The organism is Mycobacterium sp. IS-1264, assembly GCF_001954195.1.
Lineage (GTDB): Bacteria > Actinomycetota > Actinomycetes > Mycobacteriales > Mycobacteriaceae > Mycobacterium.
Window position 1 is genome coordinate 11969 of sequence record NZ_MBES01000056.1, and the last position, 25800, is coordinate 37768.

Annotated in this window: 27 protein-coding genes; 10 read left to right on the forward strand and 17 right to left on the reverse strand. The window is 66.8% G+C overall.

Annotated elements, in window-relative coordinates:
• The first annotated feature begins 47 nt into the window (after positions 1-47).
• Complete coding sequence (locus tag A5744_RS11390; protein WP_076061192.1) at positions 48-830, forward strand: acyl-CoA thioesterase domain-containing protein; 783 nt, start codon at positions 48-50, stop codon at positions 828-830.
• The gene (locus A5744_RS11395) at positions 827-2359 is read left to right on the forward strand and encodes an AMP-binding protein (protein ID WP_076061008.1); all 1533 of its coding nucleotides are present in this window, start codon (positions 827-829) and stop codon (positions 2357-2359) included. The genes A5744_RS11390 and A5744_RS11395 overlap by 4 nt, the downstream gene beginning before the upstream one ends.
• A gap of 5 nt (positions 2360-2364) precedes the next feature.
• On the opposite strand, the gene A5744_RS11400 is transcribed toward A5744_RS11395, so the two are convergent.
• Both A5744_RS11400 and A5744_RS11405 read right to left on the reverse strand, forming a co-directional pair.
• Complete coding sequence (locus tag A5744_RS11400) at positions 2365-3225, reverse strand: DMT family transporter (protein WP_076061010.1); 861 nt, start codon at positions 3223-3225, stop codon at positions 2365-2367.
• Positions 3226-3431: 206 nt separating this feature from the next.
• Positions 3432-3824 (reverse strand): hypothetical protein, encoded by a 393-nt coding sequence (locus A5744_RS11405; RefSeq protein ID WP_076061012.1) that lies wholly within the window; start codon positions 3822-3824, stop codon positions 3432-3434.
• A 100-nt stretch (positions 3825-3924) separates the two neighbouring features.
• Between A5744_RS11405 and A5744_RS11410 the strand changes: the two genes are divergently transcribed.
• Positions 3925-5100, forward strand: coding sequence for a thiolase family protein (locus tag A5744_RS11410; protein ID WP_076061014.1), 1176 nt, complete (start codon positions 3925-3927; stop codon positions 5098-5100).
• 9 nt (positions 5101-5109) lie between these two features.
• Here the strand turns inward: A5744_RS11410 and A5744_RS11415 are convergent, their stop codons facing one another.
• The gene (locus A5744_RS11415) at positions 5110-5667 is read right to left on the reverse strand and encodes a hypothetical protein (RefSeq protein WP_076061194.1); all 558 of its coding nucleotides are present in this window, start codon (positions 5665-5667) and stop codon (positions 5110-5112) included.
• A gap of 182 nt (positions 5668-5849) precedes the next feature.
• Here A5744_RS11415 and A5744_RS11420 point away from each other — a divergent pair, with 182 nt between their 5' ends.
• Positions 5850-6578 carry a 3'(2'),5'-bisphosphate nucleotidase CysQ gene (locus A5744_RS11420; RefSeq protein WP_076061016.1) on the forward strand — a complete coding sequence of 243 codons (729 nt, stop codon included), beginning with the start codon at positions 5850-5852 and terminating at the stop codon, positions 6576-6578.
• A 68-nt stretch (positions 6579-6646) separates the two neighbouring features.
• On the opposite strand, the gene A5744_RS11425 is transcribed toward A5744_RS11420, so the two are convergent.
• Positions 6647-7552 (reverse strand): haloalkane dehalogenase, encoded by a 906-nt coding sequence (locus A5744_RS11425; RefSeq protein WP_076061018.1) that lies wholly within the window; start codon positions 7550-7552, stop codon positions 6647-6649.
• Positions 7553-7667: 115 nt separating this feature from the next.
• Here A5744_RS11425 and A5744_RS11430 point away from each other — a divergent pair, with 115 nt between their 5' ends.
• Positions 7668-8396 carry a DUF2652 domain-containing protein gene (locus A5744_RS11430; protein WP_076061020.1) on the forward strand — a complete coding sequence of 243 codons (729 nt, stop codon included), beginning with the start codon at positions 7668-7670 and terminating at the stop codon, positions 8394-8396.
• 33 nt (positions 8397-8429) lie between these two features.
• Here A5744_RS11430 and A5744_RS11435 read toward each other — a convergent pair whose 3' ends face one another.
• Positions 8430-9626, reverse strand: coding sequence for a MalY/PatB family protein (locus A5744_RS11435; RefSeq protein WP_076061022.1), 1197 nt, complete (start codon positions 9624-9626; stop codon positions 8430-8432).
• A gap of 9 nt (positions 9627-9635) precedes the next feature.
• Entirely contained in the window at positions 9636-10730 is a 1095-nt protein-coding gene (locus A5744_RS11440; RefSeq protein ID WP_076061024.1) for a dihydrodipicolinate reductase, read from the reverse strand.
• Positions 10731-10887: 157 nt separating this feature from the next.
• On the opposite strand from A5744_RS11440, the gene A5744_RS11445 reads away from it, so the two are divergent.
• The 3 genes from A5744_RS11445 (at position 10888) to A5744_RS11455 (ending at position 14214) form a co-directional block, all read left to right on the forward strand.
• Positions 10888-11970, forward strand: a complete 1083-nt coding sequence (locus tag A5744_RS11445) for a dihydrodipicolinate reductase (protein ID WP_076061026.1) — start codon at positions 10888-10890, stop codon at positions 11968-11970.
• Between the two features lie 67 nt (positions 11971-12037).
• Positions 12038-13027 (forward strand): LLM class flavin-dependent oxidoreductase, encoded by a 990-nt coding sequence (locus A5744_RS11450; protein WP_076061028.1) that lies wholly within the window; start codon positions 12038-12040, stop codon positions 13025-13027.
• A complete protein-coding gene (locus tag A5744_RS11455) occupies positions 13024-14214 on the forward strand; it encodes a cytochrome P450 (protein WP_076061029.1) in 1191 nt (396 codons plus the stop codon). Before A5744_RS11450 ends, A5744_RS11455 begins: the two co-directional genes overlap by 4 nt.
• Before the next feature lie 4 nt (positions 14215-14218).
• On the opposite strand, the gene A5744_RS11460 is transcribed toward A5744_RS11455, so the two are convergent.
• On the reverse strand, positions 14219-15004 hold the full coding sequence (locus A5744_RS11460) for a spirocyclase AveC family protein (RefSeq protein WP_076061031.1): 786 nt from the start codon (positions 15002-15004) through the stop codon (positions 14219-14221).
• Positions 15005-15167: 163 nt separating this feature from the next.
• On the opposite strand from A5744_RS11460, the gene A5744_RS11465 reads away from it, so the two are divergent.
• Positions 15168-15818 (forward strand): TetR/AcrR family transcriptional regulator, encoded by a 651-nt coding sequence (locus A5744_RS11465; protein WP_076061033.1) that lies wholly within the window; start codon positions 15168-15170, stop codon positions 15816-15818.
• A gap of 85 nt (positions 15819-15903) precedes the next feature.
• Here the strand turns inward: A5744_RS11465 and A5744_RS11470 are convergent, their stop codons facing one another.
• The 7 genes from A5744_RS11470 to A5744_RS11500 all read right to left on the reverse strand — a co-directional run bounded on the left by A5744_RS11470 (position 15904) and on the right by A5744_RS11500 (position 21959).
• On the reverse strand, positions 15904-17151 hold the full coding sequence (locus A5744_RS11470; RefSeq protein ID WP_240563025.1) for an MFS transporter: 1248 nt from the start codon (positions 17149-17151) through the stop codon (positions 15904-15906).
• The gene (locus tag A5744_RS11475; RefSeq protein ID WP_076061035.1) at positions 17148-18134 is read right to left on the reverse strand and encodes an alpha/beta fold hydrolase; all 987 of its coding nucleotides are present in this window, start codon (positions 18132-18134) and stop codon (positions 17148-17150) included. The genes A5744_RS11470 and A5744_RS11475 overlap by 4 nt, the downstream gene beginning before the upstream one ends.
• 196 nt (positions 18135-18330) lie before the next feature.
• Positions 18331-18825 carry a lipoprotein LpqH gene (locus A5744_RS11480; protein WP_076061036.1) on the reverse strand — a complete coding sequence of 165 codons (495 nt, stop codon included), beginning with the start codon at positions 18823-18825 and terminating at the stop codon, positions 18331-18333.
• Positions 18807-19535, reverse strand: a complete 729-nt coding sequence (locus tag A5744_RS11485; protein WP_076061038.1) for a hypothetical protein — start codon at positions 19533-19535, stop codon at positions 18807-18809. The genes A5744_RS11480 and A5744_RS11485 overlap by 19 nt, the downstream gene beginning before the upstream one ends.
• Positions 19532-20404 (reverse strand): TIGR03619 family F420-dependent LLM class oxidoreductase, encoded by an 873-nt coding sequence (locus A5744_RS11490; protein ID WP_076061039.1) that lies wholly within the window; start codon positions 20402-20404, stop codon positions 19532-19534. The genes A5744_RS11485 and A5744_RS11490 overlap by 4 nt, the downstream gene beginning before the upstream one ends.
• Positions 20401-21183, reverse strand: coding sequence for an SDR family oxidoreductase (locus A5744_RS11495; protein WP_076061040.1), 783 nt, complete (start codon positions 21181-21183; stop codon positions 20401-20403). Before A5744_RS11495 ends, A5744_RS11490 begins: the two co-directional genes overlap by 4 nt.
• Positions 21180-21959 (reverse strand): alpha/beta fold hydrolase, encoded by a 780-nt coding sequence (locus A5744_RS11500; protein ID WP_076061042.1) that lies wholly within the window; start codon positions 21957-21959, stop codon positions 21180-21182. Before A5744_RS11500 ends, A5744_RS11495 begins: the two co-directional genes overlap by 4 nt.
• A gap of 83 nt (positions 21960-22042) precedes the next feature.
• On the opposite strand from A5744_RS11500, the gene A5744_RS11505 reads away from it, so the two are divergent.
• Positions 22043-22891, forward strand: a complete 849-nt coding sequence (locus tag A5744_RS11505; protein ID WP_076061044.1) for a hypothetical protein — start codon at positions 22043-22045, stop codon at positions 22889-22891.
• A 5-nt stretch (positions 22892-22896) separates the two neighbouring features.
• Here the strand turns inward: A5744_RS11505 and A5744_RS11510 are convergent, their stop codons facing one another.
• From A5744_RS11510 to A5744_RS11520, 3 genes are all read right to left on the reverse strand, one after another.
• Positions 22897-23745: a sulfurtransferase gene (locus tag A5744_RS11510; RefSeq protein ID WP_076061046.1), complete on the reverse strand. Its 849-nt coding sequence runs from the start codon at positions 23743-23745 to the stop codon at positions 22897-22899.
• Positions 23746-23758: 13 nt separating this feature from the next.
• A complete protein-coding gene (locus A5744_RS11515; protein ID WP_076061048.1) occupies positions 23759-24865 on the reverse strand; it encodes a glycosyltransferase in 1107 nt (368 codons plus the stop codon).
• 95 nt (positions 24866-24960) lie between these two features.
• Positions 24961-25743 carry a helix-turn-helix transcriptional regulator gene (locus tag A5744_RS11520; protein ID WP_076061049.1) on the reverse strand — a complete coding sequence of 261 codons (783 nt, stop codon included), beginning with the start codon at positions 25741-25743 and terminating at the stop codon, positions 24961-24963.
• Positions 25744-25800 lie beyond the last annotated feature (57 nt).

The following is a 25800-nucleotide window of genomic DNA, read 5'->3' on the forward strand; positions in this document are numbered from 1 at the left end:
GGATCGTGCCCGACGACATTGGCGCGTCGGCGGCGACACCGTACTTCGTGCGTGACGGAAGCCATTACGTGCCAACCCAAATCGCCCGCGGCGGGTGGGGACCGTCGCTCAGCGGCCACGTCGCCGGCGGCCTCTTGGGCTGGGCCGTCGAACAGGCCGTCGACGACCCCGAACTGCAACCTGCGCGGCTCACCGTCGACCTTCCGGCACCAACCGCGCTGGAACCGATCGAGGTGCGCACGCGGGTGCGACACGAGCGACGGCGGCTGCGGCTGGTCGAGGCGGTCCTGATCCAGCACGACGCCCCGGTCGCGCGCGGCAGTGCGCTGTTTCTACGGCGCGGCCCGCAACCCGACGGGGACGTGTGGTCACAGCCGGTGCAGATGCCGCGGCTACCGATCGAAGAGGACGGCACCCACCCGTCGCTGTTCATGCGGACGTACGGCTGGGGCGCGGGCGTCCAGAATCCCGATCCTGACTGGGTCAATGCGTCCGGGCAGAAATACACGTGGTTGCAGGAAACGCGCCCGTTGATCGACGGCGAGCCGTTCACGGCGTTTACCCGAGCGGCGATGGCCGCCGACGTCACCGCCGCAATCGCCAACTGGGGCACTCGGGCTCTGCAGTTCATCAATGTCGACTACACCCTGACCCTGAGCCGGCTGCCGGAAGGGCCCCATATCGGGCTGGCCGCGCTCACCCACTACAGCAACGAGGGGGTCGCCACCGGGTCGGCCGTCCTCGTCGACCACCAGGGTCCCGTCGGCAGCGCCGTGTCCGTCTCGCTCGCCCACTCGGGATTTCGGCCACCCACCGACGTACCTAGATGACGTTCTGGGAGTTGATCGCCGGCGCGGCACAGCGCGACCCGAACCGCCGTCTGCTCGCCGACGAGCACGGCCGAAGCCTTACCGCGCGTGAATTTTGTGATGCCGCGTGCGCGACGGCCGCCGCGTTCGCCGAACGGGGGATCGGCGCGGGAACGGTGGTGTCCTGGCAGCTGCCCTCCACGCTCGAAACCATGGTGGTCATGGCGGCGTTCGCTCGACTTGGCGCGGTGCAAAACCCGATAATTCCGATACTGCGGGAACGCGAAGTCGACTTCATCACCGGGCAGCTGGCAACGGAATTCTTTGTGGCGCCCGACTTCTGGCGCGGATTCGACCACGGCGGGCTTGCCCGCGCTTTGTCGGCGGACAACGGCTTCGAGGTCATCACCGTCGACCTGGAGACTCCGCCCGCCGTCGGCCAGCTGCGGCTGCCCCGCGGCAGCGTCGATACCCTCACGGCGCCAACGGGATCCACCGGCGATACCCGCTGGATCTACTACTCGTCGGGGACCACCGCGACCCCCAAGGGGATCCGTCACACCGACGCGTCGGTGATCGCCGGCTCGACGGGCGTGGTGGGCATGGTCGGCGCGACGAGCCGCGACGTCGACCCGATCGCGTTCCCGATCGCGCACATCGGCGGCGCGGCGATGCTGGCCGCCGCGCTATTGACCGGTATGCGGCTGGCATTGTTCGAGGCATTCGACCCGGCGACGACGCCGTTTTCCGTTGCAGCGCATAACCCTACGTTCCTCGGCACGGCGACGCCGTTCTTCGTGGCGTTCCTCGAGGCCCAACGCGCCCACGGCGATCGGCCCCTGTTCCCCGCGCTGCGGGGCTGCCTGGCCGGAGGCGCACCCATCACACCCGAACTCGGGCGCCAGGTTCGGGAAACCTTCGGAGTGGCCGGGATCGCCAATGCCTGGGGGCTCACCGAGTTTCCCTGCGCCACCTCACCGTCGTTGACCGCCCCGCCGGAGGTCCTCGACCACACCGTGGGCGCGCCGGTAGCGGGGGTCAGCGTCCGCGTGGTCGACGGCCGAGAAGTCGAACTTCCCGCCGGGCGTGAAGGCGAGTTGCGGCTCAAGGGCCCGCAATGCTTCCTGGGCTATACGGACGCGGCGCTCGACGCCGACGCATTCGACGGGGAAGGCTGGTTGCGCACCGGCGATCTCGGGTTGATCGATGCCGACGGCAATGTTCGCGTCACCGGCCGTCTCAAAGATGCGATCATCCGCAACGCGGAGAATGTTTCCGCGGCCGAGATCGAAAACGTGCTTGTCACCCATCCGGCGGTCGCCGACGTCGCCGTCATCGGGGTGCCCGACCGCAGCGCGGGTGAGCGTGTCTGCGCGGTGGTGGTACCAACGTCAGCCGACAGTGTGTCGCTGGAATCCCTTGTTCAGCACTGCCATTCGCACGGGCTCAGCCGTTACAAGCATCCCGAACGTCTCGTGGTCGTCGATGCGCTGCCGCGAAACCAATTCGGGAAAGTGATCAAGAAAGAACTCCGCGAGACCTTCGGCTGAACGCGCTAGCCGGTCGATGCCGCGGCCTGTCCATGGGCCAGCGCCACCGTCGCGGCGATCATGACCGCGACCGACACACCCAGTGCTACCAGGCCGACATTGTTGGTGCTCATCGTTTCGCCGAGCACCGTGACGCCGAGAACCGATCCGACGATCGGCTCGGCGACGGTCACGGCGGGCAGCGACGCCGTCAGCGGGCCGGCCCGAAAGGCCGACTGTTCCCACGCCGTCGCGGCGATCGCCAGCACGGCCCAAACGTAGAGCTCGGGCATGCGCAGCAAGGGCATGATCCCGTGGCCAAGCTGGTCGACGACGCCCTTGGTCAACACCGAAAACAGGCCCCACAGCGAACCTGACATCAGGCCCAGCAACAGGGCGCTGGTCCACCCCGAGAAAATCCGCGCGCCGATCACGCACAGGATCAGCGCCGGTCCCATGACGAGGGCCACGACGCTCCACGTCCTGAATGACCCTCGCGGGTTCCCCGCCTGTGGATCGCCGACGACAACCACCACCGTCACCGCCACCGCGAGGAGCACGGCCCAGATCACTTGCGGGCGTGTGACTTTGCGGTGGCTTGTCTTCGTGCTGATGACCAACGCGAACAGCAACGAGGTGACCAGTAACGCCTGCACGAGTACCACCGAACCCAGCGCGAGTGCCGCGGCTTGCAGACCGAACCCGGCTCCCGCCACGAGGCTGCCGGCCCACCACCGACGATCGCGGAGCAGCTCGCGAAACAGGGTCCACGTGCCGACAGGCTTGTCCGTGACTTGCTGGGCGGATCGCTGCTCGATCACGTCTCCGATGGCCATCGTCAACGCCGCCGCGACCGCGAGCAGGGCCGCGATGTCCGCCTTCGCCACTAAAACCTCCCGTGCGTTCGGGTGTGTTTACGCCGCAATGATCTCAACTGCCACACCAGTTTCCGCGTCAGGCGGCAGACAGTTTGCCCGCCTCTTAGCGACAAGTCGGGCGACCAGGCGGGACGCCGCCAACTACCGGTTGTCGCTCGGAGGCGGGCACAACGGACACCGCCGCGGCCAGCGACGCATGTGGCGCATGTGACACGCTAGCTGTCGCGCCGGATTTTCAGCACCGTGGTGATCATCGGAATCTGCAGCGGCAGCCGGGCCAGGGCGGCGACTCGCATCGGCCAGGGCTTGCCCCACCACAAGCGGACCATGTTGACGTTGGCCGGGAACACCGCGACGAACAGCAGGGCGGCCGCCAGCGCCGCGGATCGCCGGGTGCGGCGCGGCAACAGCAGCGCGCCGATCGATACCTCGGCAGCTCCCGACACGTAGGTGTACAGCCGCGCGTCTCCGGGCAGCTCGGCGGGAACGATCCCGTCGAACGGTTTGGGTGCCAGGAAGTGGAGGGTGCCGATGCCCATCAGCATCGCCGCGACGCGGTACGCGGCCGCCTGGGCGTTGTCGGGTTTTATGAGGGGGGTTGCGGTCATTGCGCGAGCGTAGCGCTAGGTGTGACCCGGGGGTGGCGTTACGCTTAAGGCGTTTAGTGTAAACTTGGCGCACCGCCCACCCAACACTTCGAGGTAAACAATGGCCACACCCGTCATCGTCGGAGCAGTCAGGACCGCGATCGGGCGCTCCTTCAAAGGAACGCTCGTCAACACACCGCCCGAGGTTCTGGTCACCACGGTGCTCCCCGAGGTGGTGCGTCGCTCCGGCGTCGACCCATCGGCCATCGACGACATCATCTTCGCCGAATCGCATTACGGCGGAGGGGATCTGGCGCGTTACGCGGCGGCCGCGACCGGGATGGAGGACATTCCCGGCCAGGCGGTGAACCGGCACTGCGCGGGAAGCCTCACCGCCATCGGCAACGCCGCGGCCCAGATCGGCTCCGGGATGGAGCGCGTGCTCATCGCGGGCGGGGTGCAGTCGCTGTCGATGACGCCGCTGATGAACCAGCGAATTCCCGGTCCCGAGCTGAAGTTCGAGGAGCGCTGGCTGCCGCCGACCCATGTCGAGACGCCCGATGCGCCCACCAAGGACATGTCGATCACGGTGGGCTGGAACACCGCGCAGACGGTCGGCATCACCCGCGAGGAGATGGACGCCTGGGCCGCCCGGTCGCATCAGCGCGCCATCGCGGCCATGGACGCGGGCAAGTTCGTCGACGAGATCATCCCGCTGAAGATCACCCAGCTGGACGGTTCGGTGACGGACTTTTCGGTCGACGAGCATCCGCGCCGCGACACCACCGTCGAGAAACTCGCCGCGCTCAAGGTGCTGCACCCCGAGATCGAGGGATTCTCCATCACGGCGGGCAACAGCAGCGGCACCAACGACGCCGCCGCGGCGGTCGCCCTCGTCGACCGCGACTACGCGGAAGCCGAAAAGCTCAACGTGATGGGCACGGTCAAAGCGTGGGCCGCAGTGGGCGTGCCGCCCCGGGACTGCGGTCTGGGTGCGGTCAAGGTGATCGGGAAGGTGCTACAACGCGCCGGCCTGTCGGTCGGTGATGTGGCCCTGTGGGAGATCAATGAGGCGTTCGCCTCGGTGCCGATCGCGGCGTGCCGCGAGTACGGCATCGACGACGAGAGGGTCAATTTCTCCGGCAGCGGCTGCAGCCTTGGCCACCCCATCGCGGCATCGGGTGCGCGCATGGTCACCACGTTGACCTACGAGCTGGCCCGCCGCGGCGGTGGCATCGGCGTCGCCGCCATGTGCGCCGGCGGTGGCCAGGGCGGGGCGGTCGTCATCGAGGTCTAGCGGTCGCGGCTAGTTGCAGAACGTGTAGCCGATGAATTGGGTGTCGCGACCGTTGCCGACGGCGTAGTTCACGTAGTGCACCGCCGGCATTCCGTTGTACTGGGTGGTCATTTTCTGCGCGGTGGGCGGCGGGACATCCTTGGGGAACGCCAGGATCAGGTCGGCGAAAATCCTGAGCCCGACCTGACAGATTGCATCCGGACGCGGCGGCTGCGGATTCCACGCGTGCACGACGACCGGATCGGTGAGTTGATAGCCGGCCGCGCAATTCGGGTCGCACATTTTGAAAACGGCGGTGCCGGTCCCGTCGGCGCCCTGGGGTCCCCACGAGCTCCACGACATGTCTTGCAGCGCAACGGCTACGCTCGCGCAGCCCAGGACATTGAGCTTCTTGGGACGCTCGGCCGGCTGAACCGCTGGGTTGTAGCAGGCCGGAATGGCGAAGCTGCTAGGAGGTGCCGGCTGGGTGGTGGTCGGCGGCGCGGCGCCGTTCTGGTGCTGGGCCAGCTTGATCCCGACGAAGCCGAGCCCACCGATCAGCAGCACCGCGAGGACGACACCGATCACGGTCTTGCGCCCCCGCGGAATCCGCCGCGGCCGGCTCGATGAAGAGACGTTGCCGCTCACGTTCACCAGGTTATGGCAGAAATGCCACCCCCGGGGTGGCGGGCGCCGCATGAATCGCGGCGCGGTAAGTTTGGTCAATCCGACCAACATATTGAGGATGGCGATGATCTCCGGAGTGACCGATGAATGACCACGAGCTGGCCGCGCGGCTGGCCACCGAGGCGGGCCGGCTGCTGCTCGGAGTGCGCGACGAATTCGCCGAGTTCGATGCCAGCGAGCGGAAAGCCGCGGGGGACAAGCGATCCCACGACTTTCTCATGGAAGCGCTCGCGAACGAACGCCCCGACGATGCGGTGCTTTCCGAGGAGGGCGCCGACGATCCGGTGCGGCTGCGTTCGCAGCGGGTGTGGATTGTCGATCCGCTCGACGGCACCCGGGAATTCTCCGAACTCGGGCGCGACGACTGGGCGGTGCACGTCGCGCTCTGGGAGGCCGGCGAGCTTGTCGCCGGTGCGGTGGCGCTGCCGGCGCAGGGCATCACGTTGGCCACACCCGACGTTGCCGCGCCTCCCGCCGCACCGGACAAGCCGCGCATCGTGGTATCACGCACCCGGCCGCCCGCGATCGCCTTGGCCGTTCGCGACGCCCTGGACGGCGTCCTGGTCGAAATGGGATCGGCCGGAGCCAAGGTGGCCTCGATCGTGCAAGGTCTGTCCGACGTCTACGTCCACGCCGGCGGTCAGTTCGAATGGGATTCGGCCGCCCCGGTGGCGGTCGCCCGGGCCGCGGGTTTGCACACCTCACGCATCGACGGCTCGGCGCTGGCCTACAACCAGCCGGACCCGAAGCTGCCGGACCTGTTGGTGTGCCGTCCCGAGCTCGCCGCGGCCGTACTCGCTGTCACCGGCTGAGGTCGCCGAACGTCGATTTCGGTTGCGGACAGGAGGGTTTGGCGCAGCGTCTGTGTGATTGCCGACGTTTACCGCACCGCCTGCTGCCAGGCGACGATGCGGTCGGCCAGCTCGGGGCCGCTGTCTTCCTGAATGAAATGGCTGGCGTTGATGCGGGCGTGCGGCTGGCCGGCCGCGCCCGGGATGTGCTTGATCAGGGGACGGTCGGCGGCACCGAGGATCGGGTCGCGATACCCAAAGATGGTCAGGCACGGTTTGTCCCATTGCCCCAGGGCTTTCCACGCGGCGCGATTGGCAGGAATCGCGGGATCGTCGGGAGAGGTCGGCACCAACTGCGGGAAGGCGCGGGCTCCGGCCTGATAGCTCTTGTCAGGGAAGGGCGCGTCGTAGCCGGCGCGCACCTTGGTCGAAACCCTGCGGACGGTCCCGACGGACACCAGGCGCCCGGCGGGCAGCACGGGGGAGTAACGCGCGAAGGCCCGCCACGCGTAGAAAGCGGGCGGGGTACGTTGCTGGGCCGTCGGGAGAAAACCGTTGGCGATTACCAGCCGCGATATGCGATCACTCTGCTCGGCGGCGATGCGTAAACCGATGAGCGATCCCCAGTCCTGGACGAACAGCGTGACGTCCTTCAGGTTGAGGCGCTCGATCCATGACGTCACCCACTCGACGTGGCGCAGATAGGTGTAATCCTCGATCCTGCTGGGCTTGTCGGACCGGCCGAAGCCGATCAGGTCGGGCGCGAGCACCCGGTTTCCGGCATCGGCCAGGGGCGGAATCATCGTTCGGTACAGGTAGCTCCAGGTGGGCTCCCCGTGCAGCAGCACGATCGGCGGGCCATCCGCCGGACCCTCGTCGAGAAAGTGCATTCGCAGCGGCTGAGTGTCGCTTGCCGCCACGTCGAGATAGTTCGCTACGAACGGATAGCCCTCCAGGTTTTCGAATCGGGAATCCGGGGTTCGCAGCACATCCACATTCAGCTCCTCCGGTGAGCGGGCACCTCTGCAAGCCTCTCTCTCCGAACGCCCCTTCGTCCAGTACGAGATTTCTTTGAGGGTTGTCAGTGGGGGCCACTACACTCCAAAACTCATGGCCATCCGGCACGCGGTTCTGCTGATCGCCGACATCAGCGGATACACCGATTACATGAATTGGAACCGGACGCACCTGGCGCACGCGCAGCAGACGGTGGCCGGGTTGCTGGAGGCGGTTATCGATGCTGGTAAAGGGCTAAAGCTGGCGAAACTGGAGGGCGACGCCGCGTTCTTCTGGGAGCCCGACGGCAATGCCAAAGTGCTGGTGTGTGACCGGCTGTCACGGATGCGCAGGTCATTCCTCGCCAAGCGGGAGCGCTTCAAAGCCGACATCGCCTGCGAGTGTGCAAGCTGCGTACAGCTGGACAAGCTGTCGCTCAAATTCGTCGTCCACCAGGGCGAGGTGGCCGAGCAGCGGGTCAAACGCCACACCGAGCTCGCCGGCGTCGATGTCATCCTCGTCCACCGAATGCTGAAAAACTCGGTACCCGTAGCTGAATACGTGCTGATGACCGACCCGGTGGCCGAGTGCCTCGACGAATCGACCCGCGGCCTGTGCAAGCCGCTGATCCACGACTTCGCCGGGATCGGAAACACCTCGACGCACTACATCGACCTCGCCACGTCCGAGGTGGTGCCGACCGTGCCGGAGCGCGGCTTCTTCGGCCGGCTGGGAAAGACGACGAAGTTCGAATTGAGTACGCTGCCGTTCCTACTGCGCCTCAAGAAGCCCGCTGAGGGCTTCCGAAACCTGGGCCGGGGCGTCGAGGAAATCCCCGCCTAACTGAAAATCGCTGTTTCAGAAGAACTTCGGCGCTCATCGCTGCGCAAGCGCGCGGCCCATTCGCGATACCGCCTCGGTGAGAATCGCTTGCGAGGTAGCGAAGTTCAGCCGCACATGTCCGGCTCCGCCGGTACCGAACACGTGGCCGGAACTGAGCGCGACGCGGGCGTGATCGAGGAACCAGCGGGCGGGCCCGGATAGATCGGCTACCACCGCGAGTCCCTCGGTTTCTTCTTCGTCGAACCCGAGCGCTCGGCAATCGAGCCACGCGAGGTAAGTGCCTTGCGGCCGTAGACATTTCACTCCGGGCAGGTGTTCGGCGACCAGATCGCCCAGCAATGCCCGGTTCGCGTCCAGGCCCGGCAACAGCGCGTCGAGCCACGCGCCGCCGGTCCTGAACGCTTCGGCGTGCGCGATGATGCCGAGGTGGCTGGGCCCATGCCCGACCTCCTCCGGCATGCGGCGCAGGTCCGCGGCCGACTCCGGACCGGCAATGGCCAGGGCCGCCTTCAGCCCGGATAGGTTCCACGCCTTCGACGCCGACGTCAGGGCGAACGCGTTCTCGGCACCGGGAACGGTCAGATACGGGACGAAGCGTGCGCCGGGGAGGACGACCGGTGCATGAATCTCGTCCGACACGACCCGGACTCCGAAACTCCGGGCGAGTTCGGCAACCCGGCGCAGTTCGTCGAATGTGTGCACCGCGCCCGTCGGGTTGTGCGGATTGCACAGCAGGTAAGCGGCCTTCCCGCCCGAAGCGCACGCACAGGTGAACGCTTCTTCCAAGGCGTCCAAATCAATTCGGCTGTCGGCGTCCAGGGGCGATTCGATCACGCGGCGGCCGTCGTGCGAGACGAAAGCATAGAACGGCGCGTACACCGGTGAGTTGACGACGACCGCGTCGCCGCGGTCGGTGACCAGACGCAGCGTCTCGACGATGCCGAGCATGACGTCCGGAACGGTCGCGGTGCGGCGGACCTCCAGGTCGTGCCATTGCCAACGCCGCGAAGCGAATTCGCCGACTGCCTCGGCGAACGCGTGGCCGGCGGGATAGCCGGTATCGCCAATGTCAATGGCTGCGCGGAGGGCGTCGGCGATAGTCGGCGCGAGCTGGACGTCCATCTCCGCGACCCACAGCGGCAGCACGTCGGCCGGGTGCGCGCGCCACTTCATGCTGGTCCGGAGGCGCAGCTGCTCCAGCGTGAGTTCCTCGAGCGGGTTAACCGTCACTCGGGCAGACTAAGTGGCGAACGCGTGCTTTGGAATCGTCAGCGGCAAGTCCACGGAACTCAGCAGGCCGGGTTCGGCGGCAACGACATACGGCACCGCGTTAACGACTCGCATTGCGGTGGCGACCATCGCGCCCGCCCCCGAGGTCATTCCGCCGACGCCGGCCTTGTGCGGATCCTTGAGTGTCGCCGCCATGCTGCAGTCGATGTCGGGGTCGCCGGTGATCATGACGCGGTAGGACAGATCGCCGATCCCGGTCGGCCAGTCGGGGGCGACATCGTGCGCGAGCCGGGTCACGTGCTCGATGACGATGGCCTCGTGACCGTCGACCACCCCGATCGCCTTCATTCGCAGGGCGCCGCATGTCCCGGCCTCGACGGTGCCCATGGCTACCTCAAGTGTCCGGTTGGTTACCGCGCGATCGAAACTCTCACGGATTTCCTGGATTTCGACTCCAAGCGCGTCGGCGATCAGCCGGAGCTGCCCCTGCCATTCGCCGGCGATGGCACCGGGATAGCCGATCCAGGGCTGGTAGTCGAGCGGACGTCCGAAGCCCAACGCGTCGCTCATGATGTCGGGAACCCCGTAGTCGTCGTACAGGCCGACCTCAAACGAGTGGATTTTCTCGATGGACGACGACTGGGTGGACAGCACTAAGGGCAGATAGTCGGCGGCGAAGCCGGGCTCGATCCCGGACGCATACAACGACGCCTGGCCCTGCTTAGCCGCGCCGAGGAGTTGGTCGCGCCACTCAGTGGGCTGGTAGGCGTGCGGATTGACCAACCGGGTCGTGCTGGTCGTGACGACGTTGATTCCGGCTTCGAGCAGACGAACATAGTCCGGGATGGCCAGCGCGTCGCGCTCGGGGCCGCTGGCCGCGTAGATGACGCAATCGGGTTTGAGGGCGATCAGCGCGTCCGCGTCATTGGTGGCGGCGAGGCCGATCGGCTCGCCATTGGCGAGTTCGCCGGCGTCCCTGCCGACCTTCTCCGCGGAGTGCACCCACACGCCGACCAGATCCAGATCGGGGCGTCGGTGGATAGTGCGGATCGCGATCGACCCGATGCCGCCGGTCGCCCAGACCACTACGCGCTGAGCTGCCATTTCGTTCCTCCTGTTAAGAGAGCGCACACTATCCTAACGAACAAATTTTAGGTTATGGTGCTGTTGATGTTCACGCTTAGGTTCGACCTGCGTGCGCCGGAGTGGGCCGGGCCGGCCGATGCGGCGTGGCAATACCTCGAGCGCGCCGCGGCCGCTCATGAGTAGGGAGGTGAGCCCCGTGCGTACCGTTGTGTGGTCGACGGGGGGAGTCGGGTCGATCGCCATCGATGCGATCCGCCGCCGGCCCGACCTGGAACTCGTTGGGGTATGGGTGCATTCGCCCGACAAAGTCGGCCAGGACGCCGGGGAATTGGCCGGCATCGAACCGTTGGGTATCGCGGCCACCAACGATGCCGACGCCTTGATCGCCCTGGCGCCCGACGCGGTGGTGTATGCCGCGAGCGGTCCCGAGCGCGACGGCGCCGCCGTGCCCGACTACTTGCGGCTGCTAAAGGCCGGGATCAACGTCGTGTCGACGTCGTCGACGAGTCTGGTGTATCCACCTTCGTATGTCGCGCCGGAATGGCGCGACCAACTCGAGGCGGCCGCCAGGTCCGGCGGCGCATCCTTCTACGTCTCGGGCATCTTTCCGGGTTTTGCCTCGGATCAGCTGGCGTTGCTGATGACTACGCAGTCGAAGCGAATCCGCACCATCACGGCGAGCGAGGTCGCCCTCAACGACCATTACCCGGTGGCCGACGTGATGATGGACGGGATGGGCTTCGGCCGTCCACTCGATTTCGAGCCCATGCTCTCGACGCCGGGATTCATCGAAATAGCCTGGAAGGCACCGATATACCTGATCGCGAGCGGGCTCGGGGTCGAGGTCGAGCGCATCAACGGTTCCCTCGACAGGGAGCTGACCGATCGCGATATCGAGGTCGCGTTCGGCACCGTCAAGGCGGGCACCTGCGGCGCGGTGCGGACCCGCGCGGCGGGCGTCGTCAAGGGCCGCGAGGCCATCATGATCGAACACATCATCCGGATGGCCCGCGACGTCGCCCCCGGGTGGCCGACGTCGGAATGCGACGCGACCTATCGGGTCGACATCGAAGGCGATCCGGACATTCACTGCGTCATGACCCTGGGGGCGGCCGAGGGTCGCGGCGCGGGGCGCGCTGCGATGGCGGCCACGGCCATGCGCGTGGTCAACGCGATCCCGTACGTGGTCGATGCGCCGCCCGGGCTGCTCAGCTCGCTGGACATCCCGACGACCCTGCCGCGGGACGTCTTTGATTGAACGTTGACGCAGCTCTCAGCAGGCACGTAGCGTACGTGGACAAATATTAGGTCATCTAGGAGTTTGGGTGTTTACACTGCGTTTCGATATGCGCGCTCCTTCCTGGGGAGCGCCGCCAGCCGCGCTGTACGCCGCTGTGCCCGAGATGTGTGCCTGGGCTGAGGATCACGGTGGCCTCGCCGCCGTGCTGTGTGAGCACCACGGGTCCGAGGACGGGTACCTGCCGTCGCCGATGATCCTGGCGCCGGCCATTGCGGCGCGCACACAACGGCTGGCGATGAACCTGATCCTGATTCTGCCGTTCTACGACCCGGTCCGGCTGGCCGAGGACATGGCGGTCCTCGACATCATCAGCGGGGGACGGGCGTCCTACACCCTGGCACTGGGGTACCGGCCCGAGGAGTTCGAGCACTTCGGCTTGGAAATCACCAAGCGCGGCAGGCTCGCCGACGCAAAGCTCGGGCTGTTGCGCCGGTTGCTCGCCGGAGAAACCGTTGACGAGGATGGGCGTCGCATCACGGTGACGCCCACGCCGCTGACCGTGGGCGGCCCGTCGATGATGTGGGGCGGTGGAACATTGGCGGCAGCCCGCCGCGCCGGCAGGTACGGCCTGGGCATGCTGGGCAACGCCAACGAACCCGGCATGCAGGAGGCCTACGAGGAGGCATGCCGCCAGCACGGTCATACGCCCGGCCCGACGATGTTTCCCAGCCGCGACACCCCGTCAGTCGTTTTCGTGGCCGAAGACGTGGACCAGGCGTGGGAAGAGCTCGGCGAGCATCTGTTGCATGACGTGCGAACCTATGCCGCCTGGAATCCCGGGGACGAGACGACGGCCGGCTTCTCGCACGTGGCCACGGTGGACGAGCTGCGCGAGGCCGGAAAGTCCCACGTGATCATCTCTGTGCCGGAAGCGATTTCGCGGGTTCGCTCCGGGCAGGTACTCAACTTGTCGCCGTTGTGCGGCGGCTTGCCGCCCGAAGTCGCGTGGCCATACCTCAAGCGGGTTGGCGAGGTCGTGCTGCCCGAGGCTCTGTCGGAGAGGACATCGCTATGACCAGTGCGACCGGGGTGTACTACGACCCGTTCGATTTCGACATCGACGACGACCCGTATCCCGTCTGGAAGCGGCTGCGCGACGAAGCCCCGCTGTATCACAACGACAAGTACAACTTCTACGCGTTGAGCCGGTACGAGGATGTCTCTCGCGAGCTGATGAACTTCGACACCTTCAGGTCCGGCCGCGGCACCACCATGGACATCATCATGAGTGGTGTCGAGGTTCCGCCGGGAATCATCCTCTTCGAGGACCCACCGATTCACGATCTGCATCGTCGTTTGCTCTCAAGGGTTTTCACGCCGCGGCGGATGGAGGCGATCGAGCCGCTGACCCGGGCGTTCTGCGTTCGTGCGCTCGACCCGTTGGTGGGCTCGGGGAGGTTCGATTTCGTCGAGAACCTGGGTTCGATGATCCCGATGCGCACGATCGGCTACCTGCTGGGCATTCCCGAAGACAGCCAGGAGTCGATTCGCGACCGCGGCGGCCGATCACTCACCCTCAGAGAGGGCACATTCAGGCCCGCCACGAAAGAGTTTTTCGAGCAGAGCTATCAGATGTTCGCCGACTACATCGACTGGAGAGTGGACCACCCCTCCGATGACCTGATGACCCAGTTGCTCAACGCCGAAGTCGAGGAGGACGGATCGACCCGGCGGCTGACGCGGGTCGAGGTGCTGCAGTACACCAGCATGATCGCCGGCGCGGGCAACGAGACCACCACGCGCCTGATCGGCTTCGCCGGCCAGCTGCTGGCCGAACACCCCGATCAGCGGCGGCAGATCGTCGAGAACCCGTCGCTGATCCCGATGGCCATCGAGGAGGTCTTGCGCTACGAAGCGCCCTCGCCGGTGCAGGCGCGCTACGTCGCCCGCGATGTCGAGTCTCATGGCACGACGATTCCCGAGGGTTCGATCATGTTGTTGCTCAACGGATCCGCCAACCGCGACGAGCGTAGGTATCCCGAGGGCGAGAAGTTCGACATCCATCGCGGCGACACCCATCTCAGTTTCGGCCACGGGCTGCACTTCTGTCTTGGATCGGCGTTGGCGCGCATGCAGGCGCGGGTCGCCTTGGAGGAGGTCATCAAGCGCTGGCCGGACTGGGAAGTCGACTACGCCAACGCCCGCAAGGCACACACGTCGAGCGTGCGGGGCTGGTCGAAGCTGCCGGTCTTCACCGGCTAGGCGCCTACTTGGGTTGGTTCGGGACGCCCGGGAACAACTGGCCCGTCGGACCCGCGGTCACCCAGCCGCCCAGCTTGGTCACGAGATGCGGTGCGAAAACCGCGCCGTAGAGCACATTTCCGATGACGACTACGGCGACGATGGACAGCACCGATGCTTGCAGACGACTCGTCGACCTTTTCTCGGCCCACGTCTCGATGACATTTCGTCCCTCCGAATCGGTCCGCCCGAGGAGGTAGGTGAAGACCATCATCTGGATGCCCATCGCGAGGGAGTCGTACAGCGGATACTGATGGATGGTCCCCTCACGTATCGCGAGCCCGGAGATCACGCGGCCGTAATAGAAGACGCCGAGCTTCGCGCCGAGGAACCCGTTGAAGAGTAGCGCCCAGCAGAACCCGACGACGAGGCCGACGGTCAATAGCGTTGTGGGCCTGCGCCATTGGAATTTCGAGCTCAGCCATCGCCCGAGCGCTGCGCCCGTCACGGCGGGCAGCACGAAGTAGGAGATGTAGCCGATCGGAACGAACAAGGGCAGCCCACCCCACGTCACGTTCAGCGGCCACCACGACGGCATGCGGGGGATAGCGGGCGGGAACTGTGCGTACATCGCCCAGTCGTAGGGCGCTTCGATCCACGAGAACGAGATCGCCGAGATGCAAAGGAGCAGGAGCGGGTGCACGCGGCCCTGGCGGATGCTCAGGTACAGACCGACCGCGGTAAACGCGATGCCCCCCACGATGGCGAAGCCACTGGCCGCCTGCATCAACGGCGTCATCGCGGTGGTCATTGGTCGCGCCCTTGACCCCGGCGTGCTTGCGGGTCGTAGCGAAGCACCAAACCGAATATCAGGACGATCAGGCCGAACAGCGTGCCGAGCATGATGACAGCGCCCACGTCCGCGCCCCTTTCGCTACGAGGTCGAGTAGATAGTGGATGCTATCTTAAAAGATGTGTCCCAGCGACCCTCCACGACGAAGACGCCCCCGGCCGCCACGCGCCGACCCCGCGGCGCGCCGCGCAAGCTCCTGCTCGACGCGGCGCGAGATCTGTTCGCGCGTCAGGACTACCGCAGCACCACGACGCGTGAAATCGCCCAGGCTGCCGGCGTCACCGAACACCTGCTGTTCCGCCATTTCGGTTCGAAGGCAGCGCTGTTCCGGGAGGCCCTCGTCCTGCCGTTCACCAGTTTCGTCGACGAATTCGGCCGGACGTGGCAGTCGGTTATCCCCGAGGAGACCAACGAGGAGGACTTGGCCGGGCACTTCGTCGGGCAGCTCTACGACGTGTTCGTCGAACACCAGGGTCTGCTGTTGACGCTGATGGCATCGCAGACGCTGAGCGCGGAGGAAATGGCCGACGCCGGCATTGCCGACGTCAGGCGGGCGCTGAAGGTGCTCGGCCGGATCAGCGCCGAGGGCATGCATTTGCGTGGGATGCGCGCGGATCATCCTGACCTGCCGGCCCATTCAACGGTGGCGATGATCGCCGGCATGGCCGCGTTGCGTTCGACGTACTTTGGGACCAAGCAGCCGTCAAGGAAGGTCATCGTCGAGGAACTCGTCCAGGCGATCCTGCACGGCTTCCTGCACCGCAACGACTGACCTAAGCCCATCGCGCCTCGAGCGTGACGCTGCAGTCACGCTCGAGCTCCAACGTGACTGCAGCGTCACGTTCGAGCCCCAGTCGTTAGGCCCGCGACGGCCGTAGCAGGCCCGACGCGACGATCGCGACGGCCATCCACGCGGCCGCGTAGCCGAAGGCGACCGCGGGCGACGCCACCGTGTAGAGCACGCCCGCGACGACCGTGGCCACCACGTCACCCGTTGCCTGTACCGCACCGAGCACACCGAATCCGCTGCCGCGCAACCGGTCCGGAAGCAACTGGGAAACAACGGCCGATTGGGTGGGTTCGGCCAGGCCGATGCCCGCTCCGGCGAGCGCGAAGCCCAGCGCGATGGCTAGCGCGCTGTGCGGGCCGACCGCAAACACCGCATAGCCCATGACATAGACGGCCGCGCCCGTGGCGAATACCGTGCGTGGGCCGGTCCCGTCGTACCATCGTCCGGCAATCAGCGAAGCCGCCGTGGCGACCGCGTTGTGGAGCGCGTAGATCAGGATCGCCAGCGATGTCGCCGCGGTCACCGTCCGGTGCGGGGAGGTGAGTAGCTGAGTGGAACGCAGGATCAGCAGAGTTGTTGCGACGTTGCCGAATTCGAATAGCGCGACGGGCAGCAAGGCGCGCAGCATTCCGGCGTCGCGCAGAGCACCGAACTCGAATCTCCGCCTGGCCGGGCGGCCGTTGGAGTGGTTGCGGCGACGGGCCTCGCGTGCGGCCACCAGGATCGCGGCCACGGCGAACAACCCCGGAATTGCGGCCAGGTACAGCGTGGGGCGGATGCCAACCCAGGCCACCAGCCCGGCCGCGAGCAGCGGGCCCACCACCGCACCCAGGTTGTCCCCGGCGCGTTCGAGCCCGAATGCCCTGCCGTGTGCCGAGTCCGGGATCAGGGACGCCAGCAGGGCGTCGCGCGACGGCCCCCGCACGCCACGAGAGACCCAGGCGAGGGCGCGCAGAATCCCGACCTGCCATACCGTCACCGCCGCGCCGATCGCCCCGGTCGCCAACGCGGTGCCCAGGTAACCGGCCGACGAAACCCGTCCTCGCCGGTCGGGATCGTTGGCGAGCGGTCCGCCGACCAGCTTCATCACCCCGATCAACGCGTCGCTGATCCCGTCGATGACGCCGAGCGCAGCCGCGGAGGCGCCCAGTGTGCCGGTCAGAAACGCGGGCAGCACCGACGTGGTGGCCTCGTGGCCCGCATCCGAGAAGAAGCTCGCCCCTCCCACCGCCCCGACGCCGGGGGTCAGCCAACGCCGGTCGCCGGCGTCGTCGATTACCGCGTCACGACGATCCTCGTCGCCGTAACCGGTCACGCGCTTTGATCCACCAGGACCGCGCCGTCGGGTTGATTCCCGAGCGTCTGGAGCGCAATGTCGTCCCCCTGGGCCGTGAGGCGAACGATCTGGGCCAATTGCCCGGGGGCGTCGCACTGCAGATAGTGATCGGCGCTCGGCAACACCCAGTAGCGGTTTCGACCGGGCTTGTCCTTGAGATACGCCTGCCAGACGTGGTTGGGGACACGCAGCGGCGAGACGTTGTCGTGCACGCCCCAGACCACCGTGGTGTTGACTTCGCTCCTGGAAAGCGCTTCGAGCCAACTGGTTTCGTCGGCGGCGCGCTCGTTCAGGTACTGAATCGTGTCGGGCAGCACGCGGATGCCGTCATTGTGGGCGAAACATTTCGCCAGGGCGGCGATCTCCGGGTCCTGCGCCGTCCGCCGCGGCATGAAAGTGCTGGCTCCCAGGCCGGCCGCGAGCAGCTCCGGCGTCGTCGCCGCCGCGGTGGCGCGTCCCGTGGCGGGGTCGAGCATCGCGGTTTGGAACGCGGTGAGGTTCGACAGGGGCAGGTAGATGTTGGCGTTGGTCAAGATGAGGTCGACGGGCACGGCCGCTTGGTCGTCGGTCGCCAACATCTCCAGCGCGATCATGCCGACACTGCTTCCTCGATCGTGGGTGAGCATGCGGTATTGGCTCAGGTTCCACACCTGGGTGATCGCGTAGACGAGCAGGCGCGCGTCGTCGTACAACGAATAGACGTACGGCTCCGGTGGTTTGTCGGACAATCCGTAGCCCGGAAAGTCCAGCAGATACATGTCGAACTCGGCGCTCAGCTCATTTGACAGGGCGAAGTAGTCGATGCTCGACGTCGGAAAGCCGTGCACCAGTACCAGTGCGGGTGCCCCGGGCGTGCCGCAGCGGCGGCTGAACACGGTAAGTTCCTGCCCGTCGTTGGCAGCGGTGGTCGACCGCCAACGAAGTTCGGTACTGCCCTTCTGCCACTCCGCGAAGATGTCCAAGCTGCCAGCATCCCAGAGGGAATCGCGGTTAGACAACACGTGTCACAGAAAGTTCGGGCTATGCCATTTTGCCCGCCTCACAGCGACAACGGGGCACGTCGGTGTAGCAATGGCCGGGGTTGTCGCTGTGAGGCGGGCAAAAGGTCACCCGCATATCTCTGGTGACTGTAGTGACCGATGGGACTGCGAGAGCCCTTCACGGGCACGTCACGTGAATCCCGAATGTCACCTGACGCGTGCTGCTTTGTCCGGGCGCCGACCCTTGGCCCGCCCCGGTCACCGTGTAGCTCTTGCCCTCCTTGCTCGCCTGGACCTGAGTCGGAGTCTGCACCGACTGGTAGGGCAACTGATATTGACCGTCTTCCACCTTGAGCGAGATGGCGAAGCCGTCGACGCTCGGTGGTATCTCGTCGGACAGCGCCAGCGATATCGACGCTGCATCGTCATGCACGGTGATGCGGGTGGTCAGATCTCCCGACTCCGCCGGTGTCGCACTCGGTTTCGCCGCGGAGGTACTGCAGTCGACTCTGCTGTAGATGGTGTGGGTGTGCTGGTCGAGCATGACGGTGGCGCCGGACACTGCCGGACTCGAGCTTGCCGGAGGGGCGCCCCTCTTGGTGGAACAGGCCGACGTGACGGCCACCAGAACAACGACACCGACGACGATTTGTCTCACGGCCACGCTTCCCATCTGATCATGGTCCGCAGCGGGCCGGCGAACACGGGTCGTACGGCAGACGATCGCCACCGCTCTTCGATCAGCGGCGCCATCGCACCGGTGACGGTGAGCGGGTCGTCGTCGAGGTAAACGACGGTGATGTATTGGTGGTCCCTTCGCCAACCGCGCGGTATCTGCCAGGCGGTGGTGGACCCGAATGTCCAGGCGCCCGCGGTGCCGGGCGTGGCGAGCAGTGCCGGATAGTGTTCGGCGTGCAGCCATTGCAGCCACTCGTCGGAGCGGCCGTTGGTGGGCTCTTCGACGATCAGCAGGATGCCGCGGTGCGGCCGGAACGGCACGACCTCCGCGGAAATGAGTGCGCGCGGCGCGGATTGCCACTCTAGGAGGCGCAGCCCGGCCACTTGCAGCGACGGTCGTGTGGCGGGGAAGCGGCCATTGTCGCGCAGGGTGCGACCGAGTACGACGAAGTCGTCGAAGGTTTTTTCCACGGGGTCGCCGACCAGGTAGTGCACGGCGTTGCCGACGTCGCCGAGCGGTCCGTCGGCCGCCAAGCGATGCTCGGCGTAGTCGCCGTCGGCGATCCAGCGCAACCCGTGCACGATGCCCGGCAGTTGGTATTGCTCCGGCATGTGATCCAGCAGGTGCCAGCGCAGGTAGCTGCCGTCGTCGTCGGGTGGTGGCGCCGCGGTGAGGCTGAAAACGCCTGCCTTGACTCGGTTCAAGGGGATCCTTCGGGGGCGTGCAGCTCCGCGAGCGCGTGCAGATTTTCCAGGTAATGCTGCAGTGACGTGTGGGTGAACCAGGCGCTGACGATGGTGGCGCCGTGTGCGGCGGTGTCCGCGAGGACATCGCGGGTGCGTTCCGGTTCGTTGATCGCGTCCAGCGGCACCGCGGGTGGCAGGACGACCTCGAACCCGGGCCGAAGTTCGAAGCGGCCCAACCAGTCTCGGACCTGGCGCGGGCTCACGCTGAAGGGAGCCCAGCCGTCGGCGAGTGTCGCGGCCCGGCGCAGCGAGCGCAGCGTGCGTCCACCGATCCAGATTGGCACATGTTCCTGGACGGCGCAGGGGTCGACGACCATCCCGTCGAACGCATAGAACTCGCCGCGGTATGCCGGTTCGACGACCGACAGGGAGGCGCGCAGCGCCCGCAACGCATCGTCGCCGCGCGGTCCGCGATCGTCAAACGGCGCCCCGATGAGGTCGAACTCTTCCTTGAGACTGCCCACGCCGACTCCGAGAATGAGTCGGCCCTTGCTGACTTTGTCCAGGGTGCCGTAGCGCTTGGCGATCTCGAGCGGGTGGTGATAGGCGAGCACCAGCACGTGCGTGGCCAACCGTATTCGCTGGGTGCGTGCGGCCAGGTAGCCTAGCGTGGCCAGCGGATCCCAGTAACGCGTGCCGCGGCGAGCCCGTTCGGCAGCGGGCAGCGCGATGTGCTCGCTGCAGGTCAGGTGGTGGTAGCCGAGTTGGTCTGCGGCTTCGGCAATCTGCGCCAGGTCGTCGATCGACGCGGTCTTCTCCCAATCGCCACTGGACCCGGGCAGCATCGTCACCACCGGCGTTGCGACCGACAGCTTAGCGGCGCTCATCCCTGCATGTACCCTCCGGCGTCGACGGGAATCGATTGCCCTGTGATGGTACGGCTTTCGTCGCTGGCCAGGAACAGCGCCAGGTTTGCGACATCGTCGGGAGAGGAAATATCTTGCAGCGCAACTCCTTTGAGGGACGTTGCGCGCTGAGTCGCGAAGTCAACGCCTTGCTCGTCGGCCATCCGTTGGACCCAGTTGCGAAACAGTTCGGTGTCGATGGCGCCGGGCACTATGCAATTACACCGAATGCCGTACGAACCCACTTCCAGCGCAACGGCCTTGGTGAACGCGCGAAGCGATGCCTTCGCCGTGACGTAGTGCGTTTTGCGAACCATGCCGGTGTAGCTGGCGGTCGAGGAGAAGTTCAGGATGACCCCGCGACGGCGCTGCAACATCGACCGGTTGAGCACCTCGCGGGTGCACAGCATCGCCGCCGTGACATCGATGGCGATCGTGGCGTTCCAGTTGTCCAGCGTCTGCTCCCAGATCCAGCGGTCCTGTCCGGGCGCGGCCGCGTTGTTGCAGAGGATGTCGACCTGGCCGAACTCGTCGACCGCCCGCGTCACCATGGCGGCGACGTCACGCTCGTCGGTCACGTCGGCCCGCATCGCGATGGCACCGGGACCCGCCGCTTCGGCGGCGCTATGGACCAGCTCTTCGCGGCGCGCGGCGAGCAGGACCCGGGCGCCCTCGCGGACGAACAACGAGCCCAGCACCGGCCCCAGTCCGGTGCTGGCGCCGGTGATGATAGCGACCTTGCCGGCCAGTCGACCCGTCATGTTTCGAGCCACTCGTGGATTCGCTGGGCGACGGCCTCCCAGCCGGGCTCGAGCATCATGTCGTGGCCCATTTTGGGGAAGAGCTCGGCCTCGACGCGATACGCACGCGCGGTCGCGCGGACTTCCCCCTGCGTGAAACACCCGTCTTTCTCGGCGCCTACGACCAACAGCGGGGTGGTGATGAGTTCGGGTCGGGGCAGGTTGAGGAACAGCATGTCGAGCACGTGCTTTCCGAGATTCTCTTCGCCGAGCTGCGCGGTGTAGCGCGCCAGGTCGGCATCGGGAGTGAGCTCGGAGAAGAAACTTTCGCGGGCCAATTCGGGTGTGGCACCGATGCTGCGCAGTGATTTGGTCTTCGCCAGTTCCGTTGCGGTCAACCACGGGTGGCGCCGGAACCTGCGCAGCAGGAATCCGGCGACCCCGCTCACAGGGACGGGGGCGAGCAGCACGGCGGCCGGCGCATCGTGCGACTCCAGGTACTTCTGCACGACGAAGCCGCCCATGGAGTGGCCGATCACGATGGGTGGTCTGGGCAGGCTCCTCGCGACCGAATCGACGTCGTCAACGAGATCCGCCATCGAACAAAATTGCATGCGCTTGGGTGCGGGGCTCTTGCCGTGCCCGCGAAGGCTCAGGGCCAGCGATCGGTAGCCCTTGTCCGCGAAGAAGTCGAGGAAATGCTCGTCCCAGCACCACGCGCCGTGCCAAGCGCCGTGGACGAAGAGCAGTGGTATGTCGGATTCGTGGGAGGGCCGCTTTTCGATCACTTCGAGCACGCCGCTGAGATTAGCTTTAGGCCACCCGTGGCGAGGCGGAACTTAGAATGTGACCGCTGCCGAGCCCGAGGAAGTGCCCCACCATGACGCCGGATTGTGAACAGCGAACGCTGGTCTTGTCCGCGTTTCCGGCCGAGGCCGACGCGGTGCTGTCGCACACCACGCTGGACGCCGACCCGGTGGTGGTCGTCCACCGCCGGCACTTTTACCTCGGCACGATCGCAGGCAAGAAGGTGGTCGTGGCGATGACCGGCGTCGGCATGGTGAACGCCGCCGACACCACCGAGATCGCCCTCGCGCATTTTGCACACGCGACTTCCATTGCCGCGGTGGTGTTTTCGGGCGTCGCCGGCGGCGGCGGGCGCACCAGTATCGCGGATGTCGCCGTACCGGCGCGGTGGACGCTGGACGAGGGCGCGACATTTCGTCCGGTCGACGCCGGCATGCTGGCCACGGCCGAGAAGCTGTCGGTCGCACTGGCGCACGTCAACCTGCCGCGCTACCCGCAGGTGTTCGTCGGCGGCGACGGGTGCAGCTGGGACAACAACAACGGCGCGGCGTTCCCCTGCATCCCGAACGGCGGCAACGTTTTCGGCTGCGAACCCGGCAGCGCGCCGGACCGGTCGCGTTTGCATACCGGCAACTTCTTCCAGGCGGCGCTGCCCTGGCTGAGAAAGGCGCTGCTCAGCAACCTGAAGATCAGGTCGGCCGCAGACCCGGCCTTCGACGCGACGGACATGGAGACCGCCGCCGCGCAGGCCGTCGCGGACGCACACGGCGTCCCATTCCTGGGGATCCGCGGTATCTCGGACGGGCCCGGAGACCCACTGCACCTGCCGGGCTTTCCGTTCCAGTTCTTCCACTACTACAAGGTCGCGGCCGGCAACGCCGCCCGGGTAACCGAGGCTTTCCTGCGGAGCTGGGGCGACTGAGCGGGTTATTCGGGACCGCGGCTCACCGGGCGGCTCGGGTCCGAACACCATTCGGACCATGACCCGGGAAACAGCGACGCCTCGCGGCCGGTCGCCGCGAGCGCGGCGATCACGACACTGGCGGTAACCCCCGAGCCGCAGTAGGCACCCACGGGGCTGGCATCGGAGATGCCGCGGTCGGAAAGCAATTGGGCGAGCGCAAGATCGCCGACAAACGTACCGTCGGCGGCCAACACCGCGGTGCTCGGCAGGTTCTTCGCGCCGGGGATATGACCGGCGACGGGGTCGAGGGGTTCGACGTCGCCGCGGAAGCGTTCCGGCGCGCGGGCGTCGAGCATCGTCACGGCGCCCGATTGCTCGGCAGTCAACGTCGGTCGGCCCCCGGCGTACAAATTGTCGTGCGGCACAGTCACATTCCCCGGCTGCGGGTCGACAAGCCCTGACTCAAGACCATGTCCGGCGGACCGCCACGCCGACAGGCCGCCGTCCAGAATCCTTACGTTCGGCAGCCCCGCCGCGGTCAACACCCACCATGCCCGCGCGGAGCCGGCGCGATTCCAGTCGTCATAGACCACGACCGTCGCGTCGGTCCGAATACCCCAGCGGCGCGCGGCGGACTCCAGATCGCGGCCCGACGGCAGCGGATGTCGTCCGCGGCCGGCAACGGTGTGATCGCTGAGCTCGTCCTCGAGTGACACATACACCGCGCCCGGGATGTGGCCCTCCAGGTACGCCGGTCGCCCGTCGGGCTCGTCGAGGCGCCAACGCACATCCAGGACGGTGAGCCGATCGCCAGCCGCGATGAGGTCGGCCAGCTCCGTGACTGTGATCAGGACCCGGTCGCGCGGTTGCACCGATCGAGCGTAGCTACGCGGTTCCCAGCGATGCCAGCATGCCCGCCGCCGCGCGTTGCCAGGTGAAGTTCTCCGCGCGGCGCCGCGCGGAACTGCGGCGGTGCCGCTCGGGTCGGCTGACGATGGTGCCGACGGCTGTCGCGATGGCGAAGGGATCGTTGTCGGCCAGGGCGCCGCTGTCGGGGGTGACGATCTCGGTCAGCGCCGACGTCCGCGAGACGACGGCCGGCGTCCCGCACGCGAGCGATTCCAGCGCGGCGAGCCCGAACGTTTCGTGCGGCCCGGGTGCCAGCGTCACGTCGGCCGTGGCGAGCAACCCCGCGACCGCGTGGCGGTCGTTGATGAAACCGGTGAAGTCGATCGGAAGCCGGGCGGCCTGCCGCTGCAGCCTGGCCCGCAACGGGCCCTCGCCCACGACGACCAGCCGGGCATCGACGCCGGCGTGGCAGAGGGCGCCGAGCGCGTCGATGCTGCGGTCGACGCGTTTTTCCACCGACAGCCGGCCGCAGTGGACCAGCAGGATCTGTTCCGGTGTGGCCCATCGCCGCCGCACCAGGTACGAGTGCCGCCGCGGGTGGAAGGTGTGCAGGTCCACGCCCAGCGGGACGGTGACGGTGTTCGTCGCTCCGATACGGTCGAATTCCTCGCGAGCGAAACCCGTGGTGCACACCACGGTGTCGTAGTTGGCGGCCGTGCGCCTATTGGCGAAGTCCGCGAACTTCTCCGCCGCCCGACGCGGAAGTATCTGTCCCACAAGGCGATCCAGGCGCTCATGGGAGATCATCACCGTCTTGGCGCCGAATTCGCGGCCCCAAGGCCCCAGCGATCGCAGCGTGAGCCGGTCGGAGACCTCCAACGCGTCGGGTTTCAGCGACTCCACTAGCGCCTTGACCGGCCACGGCATCACCGCGCGGTAGCCGCCGGTAAATGGAATCAGCCTGGCGGGCAGGGTGATTCGTACGACACCCGTCCGCAACTCGGTGTGCTCGGTCCGCGAGCCGGGGACGATCAGAAACACCTCGTGTCCCGTGGCGCAGTATTCGGCGCCGAGCCGGTCCACTGCGGTGCGAAGGCCGCCGGAGCGCGGGCCATAAAAGTTGGCGACCTGTACGACACGCATACCGTGAGGACACCCGCCGCGCCTGTGCACTCAACGATGTGGAACCGACGGGTGCCTGAACAGTGGGTGAATTCGTCGGCGGAGGCCTGCTCGTCTCACTCGGCGTGGCGACGGGCGAGAATCGCTGCGGTCTCGCGGTCGGCGGGCAGGAACGCCTCCAGGCGCAGCTCCGACACGGTGACGTCGAGTGCGGTGACGAACGTCGAAATCGTTGCCACCAGCCGTACGTCGCCGTCGGGGGAGCGCAGGTGCAGCGGCACAGCGAAGCCGAGCGATTCGATCGGCCTGCCGCCCGGCGCCGGCAGGCCGTACGCCTCCAGTTCCTCGATGAGCGCATCGAGCCGTGGGTGCGGGCCACGCTCACGCAGACCATGCAAGATGTGCCGGCGCCAATCGTCGAGATTTACGATCCGCGCCGCCATGCCCTCCGGATGCAACGCAACGCGCAACACGTTGATCGGTGGCTTCAGCAGCGACGCCGGCACCCCGTCGATCAGCAGCCCGAAGGCGCTGTTGGCGGCGACGAGTTCGCCGAACCCGTCCATGACCATCGCGGGATACGGCAGGTGGCCGTCGAGGACGTGTTGCAGCGCCTCCCGCACCGGTTCCAGCAGCGGCGCGTCCGGGGGCGACTCCGGGTGCGCCGGCGCGAAGCCCGCCGCCGAGAGCAGCGCGTTGCGCTGCCGCAGCGTCAGTTGCAGCGAGTCGGCCAACCTGCTGACGATTTCGCGGCCCGGCACTGATCGCCCCTGCTCCAGGAAGCTCAGATGCCGCTGTGTGGTGCCGGCCTCGTTGGCCAGGTCGATCTGACTCAGCCGGCGCCGGGCGCGCCATTCGCGCAGGACCGCGCCGAAGTCTTCCGGCGCCGAAACGGACATGCCAACAGTCAACTCATTTGTCGCGCTGGACGCTATTCCTTGCAGGGAATTGCCGTG